The following is a 24,772-nucleotide window of genomic DNA, read 5'->3' on the forward strand; positions in this document are numbered from 1 at the left end:
GGCAGAGTAAAACTTGAAGTGCGACATAAACCACCTAATTAATTTAAAGGGTTTATGGAGTATATAAAATTGTCATACCATCATCTTAACTTTGAAGATCGTACTGCATTAATGCTTGAGTCAAGAAAAGAAGGCTTTTCAGCCAGAAAATTTGCTGAACTCATTAAAAGACATCCTAGTACGATCTATCGTGAGCTTAAAAGAAATAGCATCAATGACGTTTATCAAGCTCGATATGCTTCTGATAACACCTTCGCTAGACGTAGACGTGGTCACAGAAAACTCAAAATCGATTCAATCCTCTGGAAATTTATTGTTGAAGCGATCCGTTGTTTATGGTCTCCTCAGCAAATAGCAAAGCGTTTAAAGACATTTCCTGATTTGGATCAAACAATGAATGTAAGCCATACAACGATTTATTCAACGATACGAGCATTACCCAAGGGTGAGTTGAAAAAAGACTTATTATCCTGTCTGCGTCATGAAAATAAAAAGCGAAAAGCTAACGGTGAACCTAAAAAAGATTCTATATTACAGGATATTAAAACTATTCATGAGCGCCCAGCCGAAGTTCAAGAAAGAAAAATACCGGGTCATTGGGAAGCTGATTTAATTAAAGGTAAAGACAATAAAAGTTCGATAGCAACACTTATTGAACGAAATACACGGCTCTGTATCTTGGCAACATTACCTGATGCAAAGGCAGAATCAGTGCGCAAGGCTTTAACTGAAGCTCTGAAATATTTACCTGCAGAACTGCGTAAAACGTTGACCTATGACCGTGGACGCGAGATGTCAGAACATAAAATACTCGAAGAAGATTTAGGCATAGATGTATATTTCTGTGACCCACATTCACCTTGGCAAAAAGGCACATGCGAAAATATGAATGGTTTAATTAGGCAATATTTACCTAAAGGGATTGATTTAAATCAGGCAGATCAGCATTATTTAAATCAAGTTGCCATGTCACTGAATACTCGTCCTAGAAAGGCGTTAGATTGGCTTACACCATTAGAGAAATTTGCTCAGCTTGTTGATTATCATATGGCTTTTGAAACTGTCGCACCTCATGTTTGAATTCGCCATATTTTGTTAAAGAAAATTAAAGGGATTGAACCATTCAATCCCTTTTTTTGTGTGATTGGATAAGGCCATATATGATTGTAAATGACCTAAATAATACACCTCGTACTTGATTTAGTTTTCTCAAAAAATAGATAACTTAAATATTATCAAAAACTAAGCGGTTATTTCTTCAATTTCTGGAAATAGAATTTCTTTACTGTCAATTGCTCTTGGCATTTCTTTATATTCTTTTTCAAAGTTGCGTAATCCCTTATGTGATGGAAGGTTTTCAACTGCCATTTCAATTAATTCAAGTGCTTTTATTTCATTCCCGTTTTCTCTATAACGTTCAGCTAATTGAAGAATCATGCCTGATTCAAAAATATCTGGACATCTTATTTTTGATTTTTTATCCCTATCTCTAAAATATTGTTTGAAATATTTATCGTGGGCTTCAATATCCCATTTAATAGGATGTGTTAGCAAAGTATTAACAATAAGACCCTCTACACAAGGATTAGATATTTTCACTTCATGTTTCTTAATAAATCTCCTAACTTTTTTTATGCGGTCAACACTATTTTCATATGTTTTATTTAAATATGCGTAATAAATAATGTAGAGGGTAAGAAAAGCATTTTTATCTGCTTGTTTTAATGTATCAATTTTTAATTCGAACTCATCTAAAACGCTCGTTAAGTCAGTTACACTTGCATTAGGAACATTTGTTAAGCATTCTTTTAGTTGAGAAAAAAAGCCTTCTAACTTTTGAACTCCCGCACCTTCACTAAAGTCAGGTACAGCAATCCAATATTGAGGTGCTAAATGCACTTGAAAAATATTAGTTCGTTCTAATGAATAATTATATGGTTCTTTTTCAATGATTTTTTGCTTCATTACGAATTCAATAATTACATGTCTAGCAAGTCTTGATAAACCTTGAAGAGTTAACCATTTTTTATCTTCAATTACACAAAATTCAGAATATTCAGCTAGAGTTAACATTTTGGGTAATTTTTTTAAATTGTGAACGTATTTTGATCTAGCTTGATATGCATTTGAAAGAGCTGTTGGCAAATCCAATTTAGCAATTGGATTAAGTGCAGAATCAGCTTCATCTCGGAAATAAGATTGCGAAATATGTTCAAGAGCAAATGCTTGGAACCTTTTTCGTAAGGAAGTATGTTCTATACTTAAAATTGCCTCTCTAACTTTTAAAGCAATATCTGTTTCACATCCATTTAATGCTTCGTCTATTATCTTCTTTTTATTCTGATCGTAATCTTCCCAAGTTGATTGATGACCATCGAAATTTTGTGCAAGAGATTCAATTGAAGCAACCAGAAGAGTGTAGGCTAGTTCAAAATCATCAGCAATTCGATGGATACCTGTTACATATGTTCGAATTGAGCTCATTACACCTAAATATGTTTTTCGTTCTAGGCCAATTAAGTGATTTGTAAAATTGATAAAAAATTTTTTATTTTCTTCGTGGCATAAAATATTTTTGTCAAAAACAGTTTTAATCATTTTATTTGGTGATCTATGTGTAGATACACCTTGTTGATCGCTTAATAATCTTTCTGTTAGTGAATGGCTAGGTGAAGCAGTACAATTTAAAGCAAAAGAAAGAATGGCTGCAAAGTCTAAAATTAAAGAACTGATCCCATTAGAAATTACACTTCCGGCTCCAATTTCACTTCCTTCCATCAGCTCTTCTATTTCATAGATAACAGTATTTGGACCACTTGCATTTTCAACGAAAAATATTGAGCCTGCTTTTGTTTGGATTTTATCATCTCGAAATAATCTTAAATTCGTATAAATAATTCCTTTTAAATTATTTCTATACCCAATATCTCTAGAAAATAATTTACCTGTAGAAATTTGTAGCATGCATAATTTCCAAAACTTCAATTTACTGAAGATATTGTTAGAAGTTTAATATATTTTCAAGAAATAAAAACTTTAAACATGAATTGAATAGGCTGCCTTCTATAAAGGATAGATATAACTGAAAAGGAAAAAGAAAGCCAACTAAATAGCTGGCCTGTTTAATTCTATAAATGGTCGTATTGCGTTAGATAGCTTCTCTACTATTTGATCCCTCGGATAAGAAATTTTTACATTTTTAGGATCTTTAAAACCCAAAACTAATTGCTCATTTGCCTCTAAAGTAACAATATTTCTTGAGGTACTTGATAATTTTGAATCAACTCTATTTAAAAAACCTATAACAGCAGCTTGTTTTGAGGTAATCAACTGAGGTCTCACTCTGTGATCAGGATAGTTAGTATTTTGAAATTCATGAAACTGTTTAGTAGTAATCACAATTACTGAGTCTTGATAGTCAAATTCCATAATATTGTTATCATCACAAAGTAATACATCTTCATATATGTAACTTGGACCATTTTGCTTAACTTTATTTGGATCAAGTGTATATTCTTGCCCTTGATATTCAAATGTCATTTTGAAATCCTAAATAATATTGTGATGGAATTCTTGCTTTCTATGAAGCTTGATAATTACTTGTATCACCATATAAAAGGAAAAAGAAGATTTCATCATAAACTTTTTATTAACCTGTTCTTTTAATGGACAGTTTCTAATCATTTAACTTTTCTGATAAATCTATTCATATCAATAAAAATTGGAAAGGATAAAAAAACCAGCTATTTTGCTGGCTTTCTTAACTTATCTAACAAAATTTCGTACAGCATTAGACAGATTTTTAATAATCACATCCCTTTCATAGCGAAAATCAAAAGTTTTAGGATTCTTTACATTAAGAACTTTCTGTTGAGCAAGCGTCAATGGAATCTTATCGTTCTTATTACTAACAAGAGAATTATCGATATCAATTAACGTGTTTAATTCAGCAGTCCTTTGAATATTTAGCCATTGAATTTGAACATTCATTTGAGGAAAAGTTGCATTGAAAAAGGGAGTAAATTTTTTAGTAGAAATTGATAAATCTTGACCTTTGTGTTTCCGAACAATTAAATCATTTGTATTACAGAGCAGGGTATCTGCATAAACCAAGTCATTGCCAAATTGTTGAATCTTATTTGGGTCAAGGTGAACCTCTTGACCTTCATAAACAAAATACATTTAAAACTTCCATATAAATAAATTAGTGATGTTTCAGCCATTCTTTGTGGCCTATTATTCAGTTGTATCATTTAATTAGATGATATGTGTAGTTTATTTTTTAATAAGTGCAACGCTTTGAAACTTGGATGGAACCTTTCTCATTTTGTTAGGTTAGGGAATATCAAAATAGCCTCATTTATATGAGGTTATTTTTCATGGGTACTCTTAATCTTGCAGCTGTAACAGCTACGACTCCATATATTAAAAAGATCCAATCAGCTTTAGAAAAAGCAACAGGCCAAACTATTGTTACACCAGAGTTTCTTAAAATTAAACGAGTAGCTGGGGTCAGTGTTTTACCAGTAACTTTTTTCTTTTCAGGTGGCGCAACTCTTACGCTTTATGTACGTGCTTTAGCGGATGTAACAAAGGCAGAAATTAACGATAAAGTTGTCGTCTTGTCTGGTGATTTCAGTGATGACTATAAGCCTACTTTTGATAATGCCGTAAAAGGTGTGGCAAAGCTTATTCGTGAAGCACAATCAAAAATTCAAGCCCAAAACAAGCGCGAAAAAGTGCGTTTACCTCCACGCCGTACTTCAGTAGATCAAAAGGCTAAAGAAGTTGAAGAACAAGAGCAAAAGCTTGATGAAGATTTAGCAAAACAAACGGCGCAACGGGACCAACTTTTGGAAAAAATTGAACTAGCCAAACAGCAACTTGGTATCAGTTCTATTACGGAGGCTGGTCAATCCGAATTGGGAAAGTTCAGTAGTGTCATTGATGAAGCTTTTGATAGTGTTAACTGGGACGAAAATGAACATCCAAGAGATGCTAACGGTAAATTTAGTGTAAAATCTCCTACTAATCACACTTCAAACTTATTTAAAAATATGAAGTTATATCGCACTGATTGGGGGAAATTTCCTAAAACGGTTATTGACCGTGGATTAGGGGATGCTACTTCTCACCCTAAGTATGAAGCAGCTAAGGCTGGGGATGTTGAAAGTGCTTATGAATTAGCTAAAGATTTAGTTTCTGATGAAGCAATTGATGCACTAAAAAAAATAATTGATGATCGGGATACAATTATTGTGCCGGTTCATGCTGAAGAGGCTGTAGGGCGTAATATGATCCCTTTAGCTACTTCGGCTGTTATTGCAAAGAAACTAGGGCTTGAAGTAGATACAAATATAGTTCAAGCTATTAAAGTATCAAGAACTGGTGGTGATGGGTGGCATAGACTAGCTAATCCCCCAGCATTTGACGGCGGAATCGACAATGATAAATGTGTTATTATTGTTGATGATACCCAGACACAAGGTGGTACTTTTGCGGCATTGAAAGGCCATATTGAAGCCACTGGGTCGAATAAAGTAATTGGAGCATATGCACTGACGGGTAAACAATACTCATCACAATTAGCTCTAAGTAAAGAAACTCTTCAGCAATTGAGGGATGTATATGGCAATCTCGAAGCATGGTGGAAATCGATTTACGGGTACGATTTCGAAAAGCTCACAGAGTGGGAAGCAAAGTATGTCCTCAACTCTCGTAAAACAGCTGACGAAGTCCGAGATAGAATCATTGCGTCAAAACAAACGTGATGCTTATGCCCAAATGATGAAAATGAATTAATTGTTTTATTTTTTAAAAGACTGCTAAATAGCGGTCTTTTTTGTTTTGGAACCTTATAAATATTGAGGAGGTTCAAACAACTACTCTTATAAAAATCCAAATTAAGGGTAGTACCATGCAAATTCAAATCGGTATAGATATTGTCTTAATTCTTGCATTTTCTGCGTATCTTTATTTCATAACGGGGTGGAATGGCAAAAATAAAGCGGCATCAATAAAACAATTTCGCCAAATTCCAATTAACCTTTTATTTAAAGAAATAAGATGGATGTACTTCGCTTGCATGGCATGCGTACTGATCACAATTATTTTAGTTGATTGGCGAATCTATTACGTTGCTTGCTACTTTGATGCATTAAGCGTTTCGCTTTGGATCTTTCTTATCTATTTTTCTATTTTTTCTACTTATCAAATTGGCACTGCAATTTTACTAAAGCTTTTGACTATTTTTAGCAATAGAGCAACTACCTAATGATCACAGCTAAGTCAATTTTAGACATGGTTGATTATTGGCTTAATCATCCTGTCAATGGAAAGTATGGGTCTGATTTTGGTGCACCTCTTTACGATTTGCTTATGGCTCCACTCGATGCAAGGGTTGCAGATAGCTTTCTAATTAAGATGAAGAAGGATCTGCCTTTATTATCTGAGCTTAATTCTGATCAATTAGCGCTTTACTCAAAAACAGAAGGCTTTGAGACTGTCCATATTTATCTAAACATCATGAATGTGCCTATTGATCTAAACCAAGTAGCAGAACGACTAAGTAAACCAGTAACAGGTGAGACATATGACATTAACGCAAGCTAATTTTGAAGCTCAGCTACAAGCAGCGATAGATGATTATGAGATTCAGGAACGTTACAAAGCTCAAGATCCACTAGTCGTTCACCAGCTGCGTTCTATGGCTAGTTTTTTAACTGCATTTGGTCCAGAAATCGATATTGCTTCAATTGAACCATTCACAAAAACACGTGACCGCTCAATTATTGCGGATGCTACTAATAAAGGCATCTTGCCAATCGGAACGCCGTGCCAACACTTAGTAGAAATCATAAATCGGTCAACAAATGCTGTTAGCTTAAGCCAAGGGCGAATGATTGAAGACCATAGCGGCGGTAGAGTATGGCGGTTACTTCAATCAATTACAGTTAAAGCTGGTGAAACGGCGGAAGTAATTGCAGAACAAAGTGAATATCGTGAAATAAAGTATGTGGTACCAGTAACTGAAGGGTTTCATAAATATCGAATAGATCTTTTAGAGGATCTTTCACTTGCAAATATTTCCATTAAGCAGGGCAATAATAACTATGTAATTAAGCCACGCTGGATGAATGTTGAGCCTGGTGAATTTGCTGTTACGGTCACTACAGATAATCTTAGAAGATTATTTATTGAATTCGGTGATTCTGAGAGAGCAGGTCGAACCCTACAAGCCAATGAAACGGTCACAATTGGTGTCCTTGAGACTTACGGTGAGGTTGATGCAAATCGTTTAAAGGATGCTGCTTTACTTGATGTACTTACTAATGATGAACAGCGGGTATCAGTGCGTTTTAAAGCTGGTGGATTGATTAGAGAGGGGGTAGATCCGTTAGCTGTATCGGAATTGCGTTTATTATCAAGCTATCCATCACTTTACGATGAAGATGCGGTATTTCTCGGTAACTTTGACTATGTGGTTCGTAAAAAATTCATGAAGCGGGCTCATTTTATTTCTGTTTGGAATGAAACGCTTCAAGAGCAACACTTTGCAATCACATACCGTGACATTAATCATTTAAATCTTGTGGTGGTTGCGAAGAATCCAGCAGAACAAGCTGTCTTAGAACAAGATATCTGTCGATATATAGGTTTTTGCGATAACTTGTATGAAGGTAAGGTTAATGTACATGAAGTAGTAGAAAAGCCATTACCAATAGTAATCACTGGCACATTAGCCTCAGTACATAATACCGATATGGTCAAAACCCAGATTATTGAATTACTAGTTGAGCGCTATGGCCGTGAAGCACTTAGCTCAAGCCGTTGGTTAGTGAATGGTTTTAATAGTCAAGAAATGTCAAAGCTCATAAATGACAATATCGTCGCTTTCCAAGACCGGATGAGCGATTTCTCCATTAAACTTTCAAATGAGATTAATAAGCCTAATGAATGGGTTTACATCACAAAGGACAGTATTGTAGTAAATATGGAGCGTACAGCTGATATTTCGGGGGCAACATGGACCCTATAAACTTTACACGTCCTATTGATGAACACTATGTTAATGCTGGCTTAGAAACGGTGCTTTCCAAGGCTTTTAAGCAAGTATTTGCCCAGAACTTTGAGCAGTCTATACAAGACTTACTAGATTACGGATGCCCGCATATCGGCAGTAAAACAGTTATAGAACGGTTCTCTAAACAAAATGGGCTCGTTGTTTTAAGGCGTAATAACACCTCTGATACGTTAATGCGAATTATCTATGCCAATTGGAGTAGTATGGGTAATAAAAGAGGATTGGCTTTTTTAGAGTTTGTTTTGCGTATGCTTTGGGGGAAAGATCATTATCAGATTATTCGACTATGGCATAGCTTGGAAAAGCTAAAAGAATATCCTACCTATTTGTCTGATATTGAGAAGCCAAATTACTTCTTAACTAGTCGGATTAGAATTGTTTTAGATAAAACAGTTGATGCAAATGAAGTGGTAGAGCTGTCACCTATATTACGGCGTTTGGTACCAGCTAATATTGTTGTTAAAGTTTACTCAATGGCATTTGATAGAGATTTAGGTTCCACAAGCTTTGCAGCGGCAATAGCAGCTAAGCCTTATGAGGTTTATAATTTCATTAAATTACAATGAAATTGTTGAGTAAGCACGAGTCTAGTTGGTAGTTAACATGAAAAAATTTATAATTTTTGCTGTAATAGGTTTATTAATTGCCCTTTTAGTTGAGCCAGTACTAGATAAAGCAATGAAGAGTGATGAAGACACTAAATACATTGAAAAAATACTTTCTGATGACTCTAAATTAAAGAAGGATTACGGAGAGGTTGAAAGCTATAGTATTGTTTCTAAAGGTAGGTTTTCTGGTTCGCCTAGTTTACCTGCGCATAACCATTATAAAATCCGTATTCAGACAAAAAATAATAGCCAAGTTATATTTCTTAATATATTTAAGGATGAATCAGGGAAATTATTAAAGTATGAATACTCTGATTAACAATTATATTTTGGAACTGTTGAGTTAGCGCTCAAATACAAAATGATTTCATAGTCCTGTTCATTAGTTCAGGACTTTTTTATATGCAACAAGCTCAAGAAAATGTTTTAGTAGGAATCGCAGAACCTATCAATGGTCAAGGAGATAACTTATTAATTGATCATTTCTTAGGATATGCAAACCAAGAATTAGAACCACAAGAAATTGATAAAGTTGTAAATGGGGAAGTGGTTAAGGGCATTACAGCTTATGCTCAAGGCCATTACTATAAGATTTCAGCAAAACCTGAAACTCCAAATGCAAAAGATTTTGAAATCAGCCTTCATTTTCAAGATGGCCCAATTCACTCACACGGTGTGAATGGGGTGACCAGTGAAGCATTGCTAAAAGTGCTTATTCATCGTACTAAAACCTTGGATGAAAAGTTCCCAAGTGAGTTCAACAAACAAGCCATTATTTACATGGAAAGTGCGCTAGAAGAATTTAATAAGCGTACAGCTGAGCGCCGTGCTCGTGGTGTTGAAGACACTCTTGCTAAGTAAATGGATGAAGTATGCGATTAAATATCTTTTGTCGAAAGCGTGGTTGTTCTCAATTAATTGATTTATCTGAAATGGATTGTATGCAAGTCTCCAAAAGTGATCATAGAGGCAGCATGGTTTATGAGAGCTTTTATGATGTTTTTATCTCACTTAAAAGTGGATACATCTTTGATGCAACTATTGAAGATAAACAACATGACAAACTATTGGAATTGATTGAGTTTGATAAAAAGATTTGATCTGGAACTGATTAAATTTCAACTATAGAACAACTGAAACAATAGCCTCAATCACAGCATTGGGGCTTTTTTATGGCTAGCAAAAATAGAAAGACAAAAGTTCTCTCTTACAACTTACATGATCGGTGCCGTAAATATACTGGTGTTGATCGAAGTAATGTCGATGTTGATGCAATGATCAACCTGATTAATAGTGACTATGTTCAAGAAATGGTTGCTACTAACTCATTGCAAGGTTATTACGGTCATCAAATCCGGCAGCGTTTCGGGATGGTACCGCCAGAAACCGTCATTATTAAGGGGAAATTGGTATATCTTGCTAGTGCATTTAAAACGATTGAATTACGTGCATTCAAAGATGGTACAGTTGAACACCGTGAAGAATTCTATGAAAACGAACCAGGTGAGGTTGCCTTACAGCAGTATAAAGCCCAAGCGGGTGGCTTTAGTACAGCTGTAAATTATAAAAATGTTGGTGGCCGCTTAATTCCAACTGGATTTTTTGGATTCGATTTTGCCCTATTGCCTAACTTTGCAAGTAATGTTGGGGATGGTCAGTTATTTGACGATTTATTCATACCTGAAGAGCCTGAAAGTGTTGTTTCTTGTTTTGATAGTGCAACTGATATTTCACAGTTAACACCATCTGAAATTGTTATTGCTCAATTGCTTGAAGATCAAATCTTGCAGACCTACGACAATATCAATAGTCAGATTCACCTTTTAAATGAATTGGGTAATGCTCAGGGCTTAGTCGGTGAATTATCAGAAGTAGTTGATAAGCAAAAACGCGTACAACAACTTAGAGAAGAACGAAAAAAAGAACTCTATACGGGTATGGTCAATCCTGTGAAGAGTTTTGATTCAGTACAACAACAAGCTGAACAAATCATTCAAAGTTTGGACAATCCAAACGTAAAAGAGAAAGTTAAAAAGCCGAAAAAGTCTTTTGGCAATATCTTTAGTGTATGGGGGTAATAATGAATTATCCCAACGATTCGCTTAAATGCATCCAAAACGCTTGGTATAAGCAGCTTGTCAATTTTCGTGCTTCGTATATGCCAGAGACACAATTAACGGCTGACTGGAAATTGAGATCTATTGGCAATGCTATAAAAGCATGTCCCTCACGGATGATGGACGATTCAGAAGCAATGCTATCTGAATACAGAAAAAGCCAAAAGCATGATGAAGTGTCGAAAGTACTTTTACCCGTAATGCTCACTGCAACAGCGTTAACAGATCAACCTCCTGATGTTAATCAATTACTGCCAGTACCAGATTTTGTTGAAACGGTCATTGATGAGAAGCGGGTAAAAGTACGTCTTGTACCCACAACTGTAAGAGCTCAAATCGCTTTCTTTGCCACCAATCCCAACGATCTACGTTCAGTCATTGGGCAATTTTGCGCGTACATGTCTAGCAATGATAACCGTCGTTTTAATGTGCCATTTCAGCAATGGAATGATCATGTAGTTAATTCAACATTCACTGTTTTTGAAAATGAACTTTTTCCATCACCAGTCCCAAGCGAAGCAATCAATCTTTCTATCTCAACTGTAGATATTCAGCTCGTGGGTTATACACCTAACGTCATTGGTTTCGGTGGTCCATTCGACCAAAACACAGGTAATGGCTATGAACCTGATGGCTCAGCAACGGAACAGCCCGCAATCAACGACAAAGTTGTAGTGCAAGCTGATCAGTACACATCACTCGAGCACCAGCGTGTGAAGGGTGATAGAGAAACAGGTGAAATTACAGTTGAGCGTATAGATGACTGACTTAATCGATAAGGCACAAGAAAGTGCTGATTATTTATTGCAGCAAGAAATCGCAAATCGATGCCGTTTTGACGGCGAATCTGAAAAAGAATGTGTTGAATGTGGTGAAGAAATACCAGAGCGCCGCCGTGCTTTAGGTGGCGTGAAATTCTGCATTGAATGCCAAACCAAGATAGAACGCAAACGGCGCTAAGGATACATGTAATGTCTGGAATTATTCGTATAGACAGCCGTGTTGCTGGGTTTTCTGATCAACCATTTCGTCTCATTGGAGCCGCATTTGCAGATACTGGTGAGCTTGTTATTCAAAAAACAGCCGTTTATTCAAATTTACCTGTACCAAGTGATTTAAGAGATCAAACGGTTGTTGTTACTGACTCACCTGACCAAGTACAGAACTGGCAATTAAGTTTCAATGCTAAAGAGCATTTAGAAGAAGTGATTTCAATTTACCAAGCTCGTTACAGAGCAAAGTTAATTGAAATTGAGCCGAAGTTAAACCAGTACAATCCTAAGAACGTACTTGAAATCCGTAAGGTCGATAAAAACGGCCTTCAGCAGGAATTTGATAGCAGCAGCTTAAACAACGGCCACATTGCAATCCTGTTAGCAGTTTGGGCTAGTACAAAAATTGCTAAAGGCTTTTCAATTACTGAAGGGAATCAGTTTGAAGAAGATGCTGTAGATCCAACAATGCTTCCTTTTTCAATCTTTTAATTAATGGTGTTTTTACGGTATGGCTTTGGCACCATTAAAAGAAATTCCCGAATGGTGGGAACTTTGTGAACGTTATCGATACGACATCTATGCTTTCGCCGTAGAAGCATTAGGTGTCGAACCTACATGGCAACAAGAATTACTTTTTGAATCTATTGCATTTGATGGTAGTCGTACATCCGTAGCTTCAGGTCACGGTTGTTTTGGTAAAGGGACATTAATCAAATTAGCCAATGGGGACTTTATCCCAGTTGAGCGGATTAATCTAAATCACAAGATCCTAGCTGCAGATGGTAAAACAGAACTAGAGGTAATTAAAACAGTAACCGGCTATCAGGAAATGTACAGGTTTGAATATGAGAGTGGTAAAGCTCATACCTTCAATAAATCCCACATCCTTTGCTTAATAGCCTTATACGATGGTAACGGCTGGTCCAAGGGAGACAAGATTGAATTACTTGTTTCTCAATACCTGAACTTAAAGCCAGAAAATAGAGAACAATTTGCATCTTATAGGCTTATAGATGGTGAACATAAGCCTTTAAAAATCACATCGGTTGTCGAGCTTGGTGAAGGCAAATATTACGGTTTTGTACTCGATCCAGATCCATTTTTCTTAGGTGAAGATGACTTAGTACTACATAACACTGGTAAAACAGCCAGTGCCGGTATTGTTGCCTTATGGCATCTCTTGTTTTTTGATGAATCAATCATGATGTTTACTGCTCCGCAGATTGGGCAGTTAAAGAAACAAGTCTGGAAAGAAATCAGTATCAATCTAGCACGATTGAAGCAAGGCCCTTTGGCTTGGCTTGCTGATTATGTTGGGTACCAGTCTGAACTCGTTTACATCAAAGGCTACAAAGAAAAATGGTATGTCTTTGCTAAGACAGCACCAAAACATCAACCCACGAACTTAGCTGGTAACCACGGCGACAACTATATGGTCTGGGTCGATGAGGCCAGCGGTGTAGATGATGCTGTACTTGATGTAGCGTTTGGTGCATTAACTCACGAAGACAACCGTGCTGTAATGACGTCGCAACCTACCCGTAATGCGGGTATGTTCTATGAGACTCATCACAAGTTAAGTCATCGAGCTGGGGGTGTTTGGATTGCACTCACATTTAACGGGGAAGAGTCACCACTTGTTAGTAAGCAATCTTTAGAAGAACAACGGCAAAAGTATGGAAGCCGAGAAGATGCTCAGTATAAGATCCGTGTTCTAGGTGAATTCCCAGACTTATCTGATGAGTTCTTAATTACTAAACGTCAAACAGAAGAAATGTATGTTGGCGCGAGTATTTTTGAGGATCATCAATTTGGTTATGTCATTACGGTAGACGTTGGTGGTGGTGTTGGCCGAGACGATTCTGTAATTGTTGTTTCTAAAGTTTGGGGTGAATCCCAATGGGGAGAACGTGCACGCCGTGTAGAGGTTGTAGATATACCTTTGTGCAAAAACAGAGATGATATCTTAGAACTATTCGCAAAGATTAATGAGCTACTTTTACAGTATCCAAATGCTAACTTGGTAGTAGATGACAACGGGGCAGGTAAAGGTTTAGGCCAGTATCTTAAAAAGCAAGGTATTTTCTACGTTCCTGTTTATTGGGGCTCACAATGTTTTAGTAATGACAATAGAAAAGAGTTTACGAATAAAAGGTCGTTAGCTTATGTGGGCTTAGCTCGAGCAATCGCTAGTGGTCGTTTTAAAATGAAAACGAAGAAACACAACGTGAAAATTAAAGACCAATTAATTCACGTTCCATACCGTTTTGATGACTTTGCACGTTACAAAATCTTGAGTAAAGATGAAATGAAACGAATGGGAATTAAGTCGCCAGATTTGGGTGATGCTTTTGCCTTCTTATTCCTTGAGAACGTTCATTACACAGAAGCTTATGAAACAGTCAATGTTACAGATGATACCCCGGAAGGCCGAGAACAGGCAGAACGTAAGTCAAGATTCAATGCTTTAAGAGATGCAGCTGAAAAAGATAATGATCAATCTAGTGGAACTGACCAGTAATACTGCATGAAGCCATAACTACCATAGATCAATAAATCTTATGGGTGGGTTATGGCTATTAACTTCTTTTTAACTGACGCAGGTCGGAATGCATTAAATAAAGTGGGTGATGTCGCTAGTTTTGGTGGGGAGCTGACACATCTTGCTGTAGGTACTAGTAAATTTGATGCATCAGTTGAAGCAAAGAACTTAACTTCACTTAAAAATGAATTAGCCAGATTTTCTCTTAACGGTGGTGGTGTAGATACTGAAACAGGCACTTTGCGTTTTGTGATGAGTATTGAGCCAACTTTAACAATGGAAGTGTTTGAGATGGGTATATACCTATCAGATGGCACTTTGCTTGCTGTAGCTTCAACTACAGAAGCTCAATCAATCATGTCTTTACATGCAAACGTAGTAGCCATTGTTACATTCGGATTTGTTTTAACTGACGTTAATTTAAAAAACGTAACTATCAAGATTGATCCAAACACACCAATTGCTGTGATGTTGATGAATCAGCATAGTGCAGATGAAGACCCACACCCACAATACGCTGCATTAATCCGTAAACTTATGACTGAACACAATCAGCATGAGGATCCTCACCCCCAATATGCATTTGAGAAGGACGTAAAAGCCAAAGACGATGATTTACAACATCAGATTGATGATCTAGATCTTGGTTCCAAAAACTTATTACAGCAGCTAATCGATTTTAAGAAAAACTTAGATGCTCAATATCCAAAATTGATTGGAGCAGGTGTAAATATTGGTAGCACTGCAACAATTGAATTAGGTGGCAAAGTTACAGATTTACGTGATTCAAAGTATGCAATCCTTCTAACGCCCGAAAGCTCACATGAAGCATGGAAGCTTACACGTGCGGAAAAAGGGTTCTCATATGAAGTTTGGGAGCGCTCAGGTCAAAACCGTATTGGATATGCTGGTGCAGTGAATTGGTCCGTTGTTCAGGTAGCTGCAGAAACACTAAACGATGGAAACGGCGATTACACAGTACCAGGTGTTTATATCATTCCAATTCAACCAAAAGAACAAAAAGAATTCATTTTAGTGGGTGCTGGCGGTGCTGGTGGTGGCAGTGTATGGGAGTTAGGAGCATTGGCACATGGGACCAATGGTACAGATACACGCCTACGTTTAAATGAGCTCGATTTGGCGGTTGTTGGTGGGGGTAAAGGCGGTACAAGTGGTCAGTGGTCGAATGGTAGTGCTTTCTCAAATGGTGCTGGCGGTTTAGCTGGAACAATTACTATCACATCTAGTATTACAGAGCTTTCAAGAAAATTAGGTATTGCTGGTACAGCTGCAAACCAATTGAATCACATGGGCGGTGCATCTGTAAGTCCAATATCAAACTGGGGTGCAGGTGGGGATGGTGCTAATGGTGTAGGAGATGACGGCTGGGCACTTGGTGGTGGTGGTGCAAGTGGTGGTTTACTCATTTGCCGATATTCTAATTCAACCGAAAAAACTCAATACATGACTTTAGTTGTCGGCGAAGCTGGTCACACTACTGAAAGTAACGGCAACAGCGGTAAAGCGGGTATTGGTGGCTTTGCGCGTGTAAGTACTGTTAAAGCTTAAATAGGTGAAACAGTATGAGAAATGATTATCGAAATGCTATTAGAGACTTAATTCACCGAAATCTTCAACAGAATAATATTCAGAATCTAATCGTTTGGGAGATTAAGGAGGATGAATCGCAAGATCCATCACTCTTAAGCTACAAGCTTTATGGTTCAAGTAATCATATTGATGCGGTTTTAGTGGCCTGTGGTGCCAACGGCATTTGGGAAAAGCTACCACTACAAAAGGTAGCATTTCCAAGACTCGTTGATATTTTAAGACTTCAAAAAGAATACTTGCAGGATAATTAATATGTCAGCATTCAAGCCAGATGATTTACGCCGTGCCCAGCTGCAATTAAACCAATCTTTGCAAAATGGTGGAGTTCGTAGAGATCAACAGAGTCGCCAGCGTGCAGATAGAGAACAGCGGGCATTTGCCGAAAAGGAAATTGAATATGATGATTGGGGACGAAAGATCCCTAAGCCTATGTTCTTGCGGCCACATGATATTGCAAAAGGCGAAAAGTATGATGTAGAGAGAGTTCTATTTACTACGTTAGGTCAGCAAAACGGAGAGGTGCCACGGCGTATTACCCGTGATGATATATTGGCTTTTCAAGAAAACATTCAGCTTTTAAAAGATCAGTATAGTAAAGGCATTACCCCTCAAAACATTATTAATTTAAGCCGACAAGATGATATTGATCGAGCAAATGAGCAAATCTATTTGGCGGTACCAGTTAGTAGAAAAGCTGGCTTAGTGCACTTACTCACTAATGCTGGTCCTAAAAGTAAAGTTTTAAATCATCACGTAGAAATTGAGTTCTCAAACTTTAAATCAGTCGTTTTTGATATCGATAAACAAGCATTAACTACTGTTAAAAACCGCTTAGCTAAAGGCAAAATCAAATTTCAGTGTGATTGCGAGCGACATACGTTCTGGTACCGCTATATGGCAACTATAGGGGGCTACAACTTAGGACGTGATGAGGGCGGTTTCCCGAAAATACGTAATCCTCATTTATCTGGTGTAGCTTGTAAGCATGTTTTGCGTGTTGTTAAGTGGATTAATTCCCCCTCAGGCATTGCATATCTTAAAAAGGAAGTAGAGAAAGACCGTCAGAAACAAGTTGGTGCTCGATATAAGCAAACTGATAAGCAGATACAGAATTCGATTAACGAACAAGTAAAAGATGTGATGAGTGGTTCAGTAAAACCAATCAAAGCAAATATTCAAAAAGCTGAAAAGGAAATGATGCGTAGAGCAAATAAAGTTGCGAAAAAGCTCTTAGAACGCGAATTGAAAACCCTCAAACGTTTTGAATCAGAAACTGTTAGAGCCAGTCAAATTGAAAGAATTCAAGCATTGCATAAGTCAGGTGCTATTGATCAGAGCATGTTAAATGTCTTCATGAAAGGTTTAGGTAAAAATGCTAAATAGATCAGTAAATCAAGTTGCCAATGGACGCCGTTTAGCAGCGAGACGTGTTGTTATGAATGCATTAGCAAGTATTCCAGCACAAGTTTGGCGTAAAGAAGTGATTTTCAATAATCCAGCTGAAGATTCAAAACCATTAGATCCACTTTCTTTTGAAGCAAACACTTTATCGATTCAAGACGAACCTAACTACAAGTATGAATATAAGGGCGCTGCTTATGTTCATTTCGATAAATTTAATGGTGGTCATATTCAAAAGAATTTCTCAATGAATAACCCCTCAGATTTGGTGCTAACTGCACAAGTAGAGCCATTTAATGATGAGTTGGAAGATGTATTGGAAAGAATAATCAACATTCCCGACATGATTCTTAAAGAAGGGGATCTTTTAGGTTTAATGATTTATGAAAATCTTATGTTGTGGTTTGAGATTGTGAATATTACTGGTTTTAGCCTCATGGCAGATTTTGGCAGTAAGTATGTTTTAAACCGTAGAGATGATTTGTTTATTTCACCTAATGGTGATGGAGAGAGTTAATGAGTTATTTAGTTTTTAATGAAAAAGGGAAGAAGACAGGGGATATTGAAATAGCTGAGCAATGTACTTCTGCAATTTTCAATTACCAGGTGATCGGGAACGGGGCAGAAGTGGATTTTTTCGGAAGTAATGTTCCAAATGCAGATCCGCAAAATGATTCACACTGGGTACCTATTCTTTCTTTAACAGCTGCTGCACCAGATACTGAACCATTTAGACAACATTGCTGGGATAAGCTCCGTTATAAAGTGAAAGCAGGTGATAGTGTGGAAATATATGTTTCTAGTGGTGTAAGCGGCTAAAGAAAAGCCCTATTTTTAATAGGGCTCTCTCGAATTATTTAACTAGCCCAGTTTCCATCTTCACAGCAGCGCCATGTAATGCATAACCTTTGGAATTGATTTGATCAATAATATTTGAAGGATCCATCGCAATTAAAGGCATGTCGGCCTCAATAGTTTTATTCGATTTAAATAAAGTCAGTTCAATATAATCATTATCAGGAATTGATAATGTTGTAATGTCTGTATCTTTAAGAACAGAAAGAAACTTTTCAGAATTACTCTTAGAACGATAAATATCTATTATCATTTTATCTACCTTTAAATTTAAAAATTTTTAATGTAATGAAATGAGTTGAAATTAAAAACAAAGTTTAATTTTTATATTTAACTTAACTCTAGTTCTTTATTGAGATTCAATAAAATTTTTCAAGATTTATTTTATTAAAAAATTGGAACTAACCTCCTTTGTATAAAATTAGACATGCCATCCTTTCTTCATCTTACATAGAAAGCCAAAGGCTGGTTTAAAATGACTGTGTTATCAGACGAAATTCGTAAAAAGTATGAGGCTCAACAAATTGCTACGACTCAGTGCCAAAACTACTATTTTAAAAGTACTGATGAGTTTGAAAATGGTTTTGACAGTGCGCAAACAGCGGTAGAAGAATACCCTGAAGTATTAAAAGCTATTTTTGATTCTATTGGCATTGAACATGCTGCTGATGTTGATAAAGGTGTGATGTTCGGTGTTTCACAATATCAAGCACGTCACGGTGGTGATTTACCACACCCTTCAATCATTGCAGCTGCCTTAACAGCTGGTTTAAATGGTGCAAAACAAGCAGCAGCTTTGCCTGCTGAGACCATTAGCTATTACGATAGTATTAATGAATCTGGTTTTGATGATGTAAATCACCAGCATCATGAATCTGTAAGTATCGTACCAGCGATTACAGTTGCTACTATCGCCAACGTTATCGCTTATGCAACACCTATCGTTGCTATGATTCCCAACTCGAATGGTTCAAATGAAGTTCCGCTAGTATCTATTCGTTTTGTCACCAATCGTGATTTTGGTGCAATGAAAAAATCAGAGTACCTAGATGGTGCAAATGCCTCTAAGCCTTATGTAGAGGGCCGTTTCCGTTTTGCCTTGTCAAATGGGGGTGGGGGTGCGACATATTCTGTAACAGCCCGAACTGGTTATGATGATTTCAAAGCTAAAACGCCAGATGTAAATGCGAAATTACTGCCGTTTATTGCTGGTAATGTATCAATCAAAATCAACGGTAAAGAAGTTGCGCATACTCGAAACCGCAGTAAATCAAAATTTTCAGGCAAGATATCTGCTATTGCTGAAAAAAACGTATTTGTAAACGGCCTAGAGTATCGTGTTGTTGGTAGTGAAATTGACCTTTCTGCTAGCAAAATTAGCGTGACCTTAAATGAAGCTTTACCAGCTGGTGCTAAAGTTGAAGTTCATCTCGTAGCTGATTTTGATGCGCGTGATGGTAACGGTAACTTCTTAATGACGCCTGTAGGTGTTGATTTTGAACCTGAATATGAAAATTTGGTGGCTTCACCAATTATGGCACAAGTTACCGCAGCAACTTTATTGCAGACTCAGTTGAATAATGAACTCAAACTTGGCTTCTTAGGTCAAGCTTTGGCAATTATTCAGGGTAAAGTTTTCTTGGAACAAACGGTCCGTCTTTTAGGTGAAGCAAAAGATTTGGCTGAATACTCAGGCCATGAAATTACTTTTGATGCTTCTCGTGGTGTGACTGGTAAATTGGCAGCTGCCTTTAATACGACTGGCGATCTGTTTGGCGAAGTAATGAAGTTTATTTCTGCTGCAAAAATGGATATTAATCAGCGTACTGGTGGCTCTACTGTAGCTTACGATTTGTATGTTGGGGATAGTGGTGCAGTATTCTTTAACCAATTATCTAGCGATAAGATGCCAACAAAAACTGGGTACTCTGCTGGATATGGTCAAATTGTTCGTATTGGTACACTTGCAGATGGTACCAACGTTTATCATGCGCCATCAGCTCAAGAGCTTGTAGCTGAAGCTGATACAGCATTTGATATGCTTTTAGTAGGCCGTGGTAATGAGCCAATTCGAGCGCCGTTTGTTGGGTTTATTCAAACGCCACTCTCAGTTATTGAAACACGCCCAGATGCACGTGAATCAGTACTTACTTTAATTGGCTCTCAAGCTGCAGAAATGAACCCATTGGATCGATACGCTGACCAAAGCTATGTCATTCACTGTATCAATATGCCATCTCTTAAAAAATCGTAAGTAATACAGAGTAAGGCGCATTTCGATGCGCCTTTTCCCTTATTTATTGAAAGGATAATCTCATGGCTGCAGCAACTCAAAACACTGATGAAAAAATAGTTTCAACTGACGAACAAGCGACTACTAAACCAAAAAACACACGTAATAAAACCAATAAAACTACAGAAATACAGAATACCCAATCTGATGAGAACAATACTTCAGATCAAGGTGACTTGTTAAGTGGTCAAAGCCCTGATAAAGGCAATCCCGATGATGAAACTGCTAAAACTTCTGAAATGAATAATAGTGATCCAGATAATGAAGAGTCCAATACTCAAGAAAATGGAAATGCAACTGTAACATCGAATGATTCTGTCAAACCTTCAAACGATCTAGATTCAAAGGGTGGTAACCCTGGTGATGTTGTGGGGAAGGAAACGAATCATGCCCTTAAAGAAACTGATACTTCTAAAGTTAATACTCCCATTACGGATTTGTTAACAGTGTCAGGTGGGAGTAGCGTGGATCCGCTAGTTATCAAAGTAACTAATAACGGATTTTCAACAGTTTTAGAACCGTTATCACGTGTTGCTATTGAGGCAGGTAAAACAGCAAGTATTACGTGTCATAACCAAACATTTAAACATCAAGTACTGGAAAACTTACGTCAGTTGAAGGGGCTTGGTAAGAATCTAACTGTTGAGTAACAAGATGACTATCTTCATTATTGATGGCACGAATCCAATTATGGATGCAGTAGGTGATCAACCAACTGAACGAAGTATTACACTTCAAAATAACGGTTTAAGTGACATTACCGAACCATTTACACAAGTTTTGGTACAGGCTGGTCAAAAGGTCACATTCACTTTGATCGGTGACGAAGCTCATAAACAATTGCTAGATAACCTAGATCAAATTAATAGCTTGAAAGGTAATGTACTTCAAGTTGTACCTTCTGAGCCGCAAGAACCCTCTGAACCAGATGGAACGGTATAAGAATTTGATTATTTTAAAAACCACTTCCGAGTGGTTTTTTTACATTGGAACTAGCCAGAAAATTAAATAAGCCCACAGCTCAAAATACTTAAAACAAATAGCCTTGGGCGTGTAATGTAATGAATATACTTGCTCTATCAAGTACAGGTGAGCTATCCCTTGTAGCAGGGGCCAGCCCATCACTCAAATTGGAATTTGATACTCACAGTTATCTTGCAAATGCAGAAATCAATGTGGCCTTTTTTGCGAAAGTAACTAGCCCACGTGGACCTGCAGATATTTCTATGCGCTTGGAAATACGTGATGCGGTAACTGGTGATCAAATTGTTACTGTACAAGGATTAGTAGATGGTGACATTGAAAATTCTGCTTCAATTGTTGCAGTAGCTGATGCTAAAGAATACTTCGAGAAATTTGATTTATCACTGGGCATTGATGCGCTACAAGCAATTCTCAAATCAACTGCATATAACGAATCTAATAGTTTAGGTCGAGCTTCAAAAACATTGGCCTTAGAAGATGAAGCATTACCTTCATTTAATCCAGATGAACTATATAAAATCCTGACAAGTCAGTTAACTACACCAGCATATCTGACTTTGCCTAATCCACATGATTTACCAATTTATGTTGCGGCACAACGTGCAGCTACAAAATTACGTATTCCTTTAGATGCTGAAATCAACCCAACCTTTACTGCTGAACAGGCAGCCCAATTTGCTACAAGCGTAGATGCTCAATCACAGTTTGTTCAATTCATTTGGAGTCCGAACCTTTGCCGCCCTTCAGATGCTGTCACCCTTAGAGGGCGTAAGGTACCAGCTTACTATTTGGGCCATTACATCGGCGATAAATTATTACGCAATGCGAAATTGAATAAACAAGGTTTTGCGCCGTTAAAAAATGCTGTGGCGTGGAAAGATTATCCATTTACAGCAAAAAACTTAAGCCAGATGCCAGGTAATGATCTTGAAGATGAGCAAATTCAGGAAATGTTGGCTAAGGCTAAAGTAAATGTGGTTCGCCCAGTTAAGTTCGAAACTACATTATTTGTATTAAGTGATGTGTTAACCCAATACCAAAGTAAAAATAGTGCTTTGCGCTTAGTTCCTGCAGCCGAAATATCGGCACGGGTTACAAATAAATGTATCGAAATTCTTAGAACTTATATGTTCCAAGCAACACCTGACTACATCAAAAAAGCTGGTGACGATATCAAAGAATTTTTAGAAGGAGCATCTAGCGAAACAACTGGTTGGTTACAACCTGCTGAAGAGCTGGGGGGGAAACCTTTTGAGTTCAGTTTAGTACCTGATAATGACTTTCCTTATGAGCGGGTACGCCTCTATTTAGCCCATGGTGTTGTTGGTACAACGCGTGCCGCAATTTTTGATGAAGACGTTTTAGTTAAATAATTTTAAGGATCTTTCAAGATGAATCCATTTGGCCCAACCACAAATAAACCTTTAGCTTTACGTGCATTCGATTCAGCAGCTGAGAATATTTCAGTAGTCGTAAGTAAAGTATCAAGTACTGACCGTGAACAACAGTCAGTGATTGAGCAAATTCGACAGATTGCTTTAGATATCCTTGCAGATACTGTAGATACAATCAGCGAAGGCAATCTAGAAGAAGGTGAGCTCGCCGTTGATTATTTGGATGCGTTAATTGTTGATGCGTTAGATAGTGCAGATGATGATGAAGGCACCTATGAAAATGCTCTCATGGCCTCACTTTCAGATGCTTTCTTAACATTTGGTGTTGATGCTACAGATATTGAAGAAATCTTTAGCGAAGATACAGAAGTTGCTGACGCTGCATTAGAAGCAGCAGCAAATATTGTTCTCGCTAATACGCCTGATGAAGGTCCAGAACTCGAAGAACTGGTACGAGAATTTCTTTTCGGTGAGGCAGATGAAACTGAAGAAGGTTTCGACTCAATGGCTAAAAAAATTAAAGCTCGAAATGGAGCGTTTAGCCAACGTAAAGTGAATGGTCGAAAAGTTCATTACCGTGGAGTTCTTGCGATTCGACAAGGGGTTAAAACAGTTGTGAATAAACGATTACCAGGTCAAAAGGTGCGTTTAACATCAGCTCAAAAAGCTGGTATGAAAAAAGCTCGTCTTCATGCTTTCACGGCGAATGCAATTCGCAAGCGTTTGCGTTCATTCAATAAAGGTAAACGTTTAGGTATTTACTAATTGCTATTAGTTAAAGTCATTTTATGGCTTTACCTACCATCCATTCAATTCAGGAAATAAGCATGAATACAACTCAAATCTTAGGTGAAGCGCCAGGTATTCAATATCAGAAAAAAACTGATAAAACTGAAACAAAAACAAATCAATCATTAACCGACACGATTATCATTGGCCGTTTTATGCGTGGGCGTTTTGATGCACCTATGACGATCCATAAAGGAAATATTCGTGGTGAACTCGGTTATGAACCAAATAACCCTGATTATCGTTGTGTCCAAGATGCGCTAGATCGGGGGGTGCCTTCGGTACAGATTCTGAGAGTACCACCAAATATTGGATAAAAGCAGATTTAAAAAGCTACCTTTTAGGGTGGCTTTTTTATTAAGACCTATTAAGTGGTTGTTAAACAGGTCTTGAAACAGGTCTTCAAATTGTTTATATTGAGTTAACCCTGTAGCAAACTTAACTTCTTGAGGACGGTTCTAATCAATTGGCTACAAATTGATGTAGGACACATCAAATGGGAAACGTCATGAACCACATAATCCATAGTCGATTTGTGGCTAGTGTTTCTGAATTAAAAAAGAATCCTACAGCAGTTGTACAAAATGCTTTTGGCGAAGCAGTAGCTATTCTGAATAGAAATAATCCAGAATTCTACTGTGTTCCGGCAGCAATGTATGAACGCATGATGGATCTAATTGAAGATCAGGAACTAATTAAACTAGCCGAGCAAGTTGATACTGACGAAACTGTGAAGGTATCTATTAATGAGTTACGAGCTAGAGTTCTCAAAAACAGCTCTTAAAAAGTTTGACAAACTTAACCCACAAATCGCTGAGCAGTTTATCCGTAAGCTGGAAGCAATCCTAGATAACCCTAAGATACCGAAGAATAAGCTGAGAGGATCAGTTGATCTATATAAGATTAAACTGAAAACAGCAGGATACCGCCTTTTATATCAAGTCAAGGATGATGTAGTCGTAGTTCTTGTTCTTGATGTAGATAGGCGAGATGTTATCTATAAACAGATGTGATATAGCCCGCTTTTGCGGGTTTTTTATTATTATAAAGTCAGTTTTCTAAAATGGAACTGATTAAAAACCAATAGCAAAAACATCATT

Annotated in this window: 31 protein-coding genes and 1 pseudogene; 28 read left to right on the forward strand and 4 right to left on the reverse strand. The window is 37.2% G+C overall.

Translation table 11 applies throughout. The annotated features are described in order from the left end of the window. Positions 1-54: 54 nt before the first annotated feature. Entirely contained in the window at positions 55-1,080 is a 1,026-nt protein-coding gene (locus tag MKL51_RS06855; RefSeq protein ID WP_004994718.1) for an IS30-like element ISAba125 family transposase, read from the forward strand. Between the two features lie 162 nt (positions 1,081-1,242). On the opposite strand, the gene MKL51_RS06860 is transcribed toward MKL51_RS06855, so the two are convergent. From MKL51_RS06860 to MKL51_RS06870, 3 genes are all read right to left on the reverse strand, one after another. Next, positions 1,243-2,964 carry a hypothetical protein gene (locus MKL51_RS06860; RefSeq protein ID WP_057073758.1) on the reverse strand — a complete coding sequence of 574 codons (1,722 nt, stop codon included), beginning with the start codon at positions 2,962-2,964 and terminating at the stop codon, positions 1,243-1,245. A 141-nt stretch (positions 2,965-3,105) separates the two neighbouring features. Continuing rightward, the gene (locus tag MKL51_RS06865; RefSeq protein WP_057073757.1) at positions 3,106-3,540 is read right to left on the reverse strand and encodes a hypothetical protein; all 435 of its coding nucleotides are present in this window, start codon (positions 3,538-3,540) and stop codon (positions 3,106-3,108) included. Positions 3,541-3,765: 225 nt separating this feature from the next. After that, a complete protein-coding gene (locus MKL51_RS06870) occupies positions 3,766-4,182 on the reverse strand; it encodes a hypothetical protein (protein ID WP_057073756.1) in 417 nt (138 codons plus the stop codon). 197 nt (positions 4,183-4,379) lie between these two features. Here MKL51_RS06870 and MKL51_RS20965 point away from each other — a divergent pair. From MKL51_RS20965 to MKL51_RS06960, 19 genes and pseudogenes are all read left to right on the forward strand, one after another. Next, positions 4,380-4,931 (forward strand): annotated as a pseudogene (locus MKL51_RS20965) (hypothetical protein); the annotation flags it as partial. Positions 4,932-5,057: 126 nt separating this feature from the next. Continuing rightward, a complete protein-coding gene (locus MKL51_RS20970) occupies positions 5,058-5,771 on the forward strand; it encodes a phosphoribosyltransferase (protein WP_057073785.1) in 714 nt (237 codons plus the stop codon). Between the two features lie 146 nt (positions 5,772-5,917). Further along, positions 5,918-6,274 carry a hypothetical protein gene (locus tag MKL51_RS06880; RefSeq protein WP_087400889.1) on the forward strand — a complete coding sequence of 119 codons (357 nt, stop codon included), beginning with the start codon at positions 5,918-5,920 and terminating at the stop codon, positions 6,272-6,274. Then, entirely contained in the window at positions 6,274-6,612 is a 339-nt protein-coding gene (locus MKL51_RS06885) for a hypothetical protein (protein ID WP_087400761.1), read from the forward strand. The genes MKL51_RS06880 and MKL51_RS06885 overlap by 1 nt, the downstream gene beginning before the upstream one ends. Next, positions 6,593-8,038 carry a hypothetical protein gene (locus MKL51_RS06890; RefSeq protein WP_087400760.1) on the forward strand — a complete coding sequence of 482 codons (1,446 nt, stop codon included), beginning with the start codon at positions 6,593-6,595 and terminating at the stop codon, positions 8,036-8,038. Before MKL51_RS06885 ends, MKL51_RS06890 begins: the two co-directional genes overlap by 20 nt. After that, on the forward strand, positions 8,026-8,649 hold the full coding sequence (locus tag MKL51_RS06895; RefSeq protein ID WP_087400759.1) for a hypothetical protein: 624 nt from the start codon (positions 8,026-8,028) through the stop codon (positions 8,647-8,649). The genes MKL51_RS06890 and MKL51_RS06895 overlap by 13 nt, the downstream gene beginning before the upstream one ends. 37 nt (positions 8,650-8,686) lie before the next feature. Beyond that, positions 8,687-9,010 (forward strand): hypothetical protein, encoded by a 324-nt coding sequence (locus MKL51_RS06900; protein WP_087400758.1) that lies wholly within the window; start codon positions 8,687-8,689, stop codon positions 9,008-9,010. A gap of 83 nt (positions 9,011-9,093) precedes the next feature. Next, a complete protein-coding gene (locus tag MKL51_RS06905; RefSeq protein ID WP_087400757.1) occupies positions 9,094-9,552 on the forward strand; it encodes a hypothetical protein in 459 nt (152 codons plus the stop codon). An 11-nt stretch (positions 9,553-9,563) separates the two neighbouring features. Beyond that, positions 9,564-9,791, forward strand: a complete 228-nt coding sequence (locus MKL51_RS06910; RefSeq protein ID WP_032036444.1) for a hypothetical protein — start codon at positions 9,564-9,566, stop codon at positions 9,789-9,791. A gap of 72 nt (positions 9,792-9,863) precedes the next feature. After that, the gene (locus MKL51_RS06915) at positions 9,864-10,769 is read left to right on the forward strand and encodes a hypothetical protein (protein WP_087400756.1); all 906 of its coding nucleotides are present in this window, start codon (positions 9,864-9,866) and stop codon (positions 10,767-10,769) included. A gap of 2 nt (positions 10,770-10,771) precedes the next feature. Beyond that, positions 10,772-11,575, forward strand: a complete 804-nt coding sequence (locus MKL51_RS06920; RefSeq protein WP_087400755.1) for a hypothetical protein — start codon at positions 10,772-10,774, stop codon at positions 11,573-11,575. After that, positions 11,568-11,768 carry a TraR/DksA C4-type zinc finger protein gene (locus tag MKL51_RS06925; protein ID WP_071209934.1) on the forward strand — a complete coding sequence of 67 codons (201 nt, stop codon included), beginning with the start codon at positions 11,568-11,570 and terminating at the stop codon, positions 11,766-11,768. Before MKL51_RS06920 ends, MKL51_RS06925 begins: the two co-directional genes overlap by 8 nt. A gap of 11 nt (positions 11,769-11,779) precedes the next feature. After that, a complete protein-coding gene (locus tag MKL51_RS06930; RefSeq protein WP_087400754.1) occupies positions 11,780-12,292 on the forward strand; it encodes a hypothetical protein in 513 nt (170 codons plus the stop codon). Between the two features lie 19 nt (positions 12,293-12,311). Continuing rightward, positions 12,312-14,324, forward strand: a complete 2,013-nt coding sequence (locus tag MKL51_RS06935) for a terminase (RefSeq protein WP_270904256.1) — start codon at positions 12,312-12,314, stop codon at positions 14,322-14,324. Positions 14,325-14,375: 51 nt separating this feature from the next. Then, positions 14,376-15,914, forward strand: coding sequence for a phage tail-collar fiber domain-containing protein (locus MKL51_RS06940; RefSeq protein ID WP_087400752.1), 1,539 nt, complete (start codon positions 14,376-14,378; stop codon positions 15,912-15,914). 14 nt (positions 15,915-15,928) lie between these two features. Next, the gene (locus MKL51_RS06945) at positions 15,929-16,207 is read left to right on the forward strand and encodes a hypothetical protein (RefSeq protein ID WP_057073755.1); all 279 of its coding nucleotides are present in this window, start codon (positions 15,929-15,931) and stop codon (positions 16,205-16,207) included. A gap of 1 nt (position 16,208) precedes the next feature. Further along, the gene (locus MKL51_RS06950; RefSeq protein WP_086223011.1) at positions 16,209-17,339 is read left to right on the forward strand and encodes a hypothetical protein; all 1,131 of its coding nucleotides are present in this window, start codon (positions 16,209-16,211) and stop codon (positions 17,337-17,339) included. Further along, the gene (locus MKL51_RS06955) at positions 17,329-17,874 is read left to right on the forward strand and encodes a hypothetical protein (RefSeq protein WP_086223010.1); all 546 of its coding nucleotides are present in this window, start codon (positions 17,329-17,331) and stop codon (positions 17,872-17,874) included. The genes MKL51_RS06950 and MKL51_RS06955 overlap by 11 nt, the downstream gene beginning before the upstream one ends. Then, positions 17,874-18,176, forward strand: a complete 303-nt coding sequence (locus tag MKL51_RS06960; protein ID WP_086223009.1) for a hypothetical protein — start codon at positions 17,874-17,876, stop codon at positions 18,174-18,176. The genes MKL51_RS06955 and MKL51_RS06960 overlap by 1 nt, the downstream gene beginning before the upstream one ends. A 34-nt stretch (positions 18,177-18,210) precedes the next feature. Here MKL51_RS06960 and MKL51_RS06965 read toward each other — a convergent pair whose 3' ends face one another. Next, complete coding sequence (locus MKL51_RS06965) at positions 18,211-18,465, reverse strand: hypothetical protein (protein WP_086223008.1); 255 nt, start codon at positions 18,463-18,465, stop codon at positions 18,211-18,213. 222 nt (positions 18,466-18,687) lie between these two features. Between MKL51_RS06965 and MKL51_RS06970 the strand changes: the two genes are divergently transcribed. From MKL51_RS06970 to MKL51_RS07005, 8 genes are all read left to right on the forward strand, one after another. Then, the gene (locus MKL51_RS06970; RefSeq protein WP_087400751.1) at positions 18,688-20,466 is read left to right on the forward strand and encodes a hypothetical protein; all 1,779 of its coding nucleotides are present in this window, start codon (positions 18,688-18,690) and stop codon (positions 20,464-20,466) included. Positions 20,467-20,528: 62 nt separating this feature from the next. After that, positions 20,529-21,155: a hypothetical protein gene (locus tag MKL51_RS06975; RefSeq protein WP_086223006.1), complete on the forward strand. Its 627-nt coding sequence runs from the start codon at positions 20,529-20,531 to the stop codon at positions 21,153-21,155. A 4-nt stretch (positions 21,156-21,159) separates the two neighbouring features. After that, positions 21,160-21,447 (forward strand): hypothetical protein, encoded by a 288-nt coding sequence (locus MKL51_RS06980; protein ID WP_086223005.1) that lies wholly within the window; start codon positions 21,160-21,162, stop codon positions 21,445-21,447. 119 nt (positions 21,448-21,566) lie between these two features. Beyond that, positions 21,567-22,862, forward strand: a complete 1,296-nt coding sequence (locus MKL51_RS06985; RefSeq protein WP_086223004.1) for a hypothetical protein — start codon at positions 21,567-21,569, stop codon at positions 22,860-22,862. 18 nt (positions 22,863-22,880) lie between these two features. Next, entirely contained in the window at positions 22,881-23,648 is a 768-nt protein-coding gene (locus MKL51_RS06990) for a hypothetical protein (protein ID WP_086223003.1), read from the forward strand. 62 nt (positions 23,649-23,710) lie between these two features. After that, positions 23,711-23,989 (forward strand): hypothetical protein, encoded by a 279-nt coding sequence (locus MKL51_RS06995; protein ID WP_057073754.1) that lies wholly within the window; start codon positions 23,711-23,713, stop codon positions 23,987-23,989. Between the two features lie 191 nt (positions 23,990-24,180). Next, the gene (locus MKL51_RS07000) at positions 24,181-24,456 is read left to right on the forward strand and encodes a type II toxin-antitoxin system Phd/YefM family antitoxin (protein ID WP_001015563.1); all 276 of its coding nucleotides are present in this window, start codon (positions 24,181-24,183) and stop codon (positions 24,454-24,456) included. Further along, positions 24,419-24,685, forward strand: coding sequence for a type II toxin-antitoxin system RelE family toxin (locus MKL51_RS07005; protein WP_057073753.1), 267 nt, complete (start codon positions 24,419-24,421; stop codon positions 24,683-24,685). The genes MKL51_RS07000 and MKL51_RS07005 overlap by 38 nt, the downstream gene beginning before the upstream one ends. Positions 24,686-24,772 lie beyond the last annotated feature (87 nt).

Origin of the sequence: Acinetobacter sp. AOR18_HL, assembly GCF_027855145.1 — a bacterium.
Taxonomy (GTDB): domain Bacteria; phylum Pseudomonadota; class Gammaproteobacteria; order Pseudomonadales; family Moraxellaceae; genus Acinetobacter; species Acinetobacter pittii.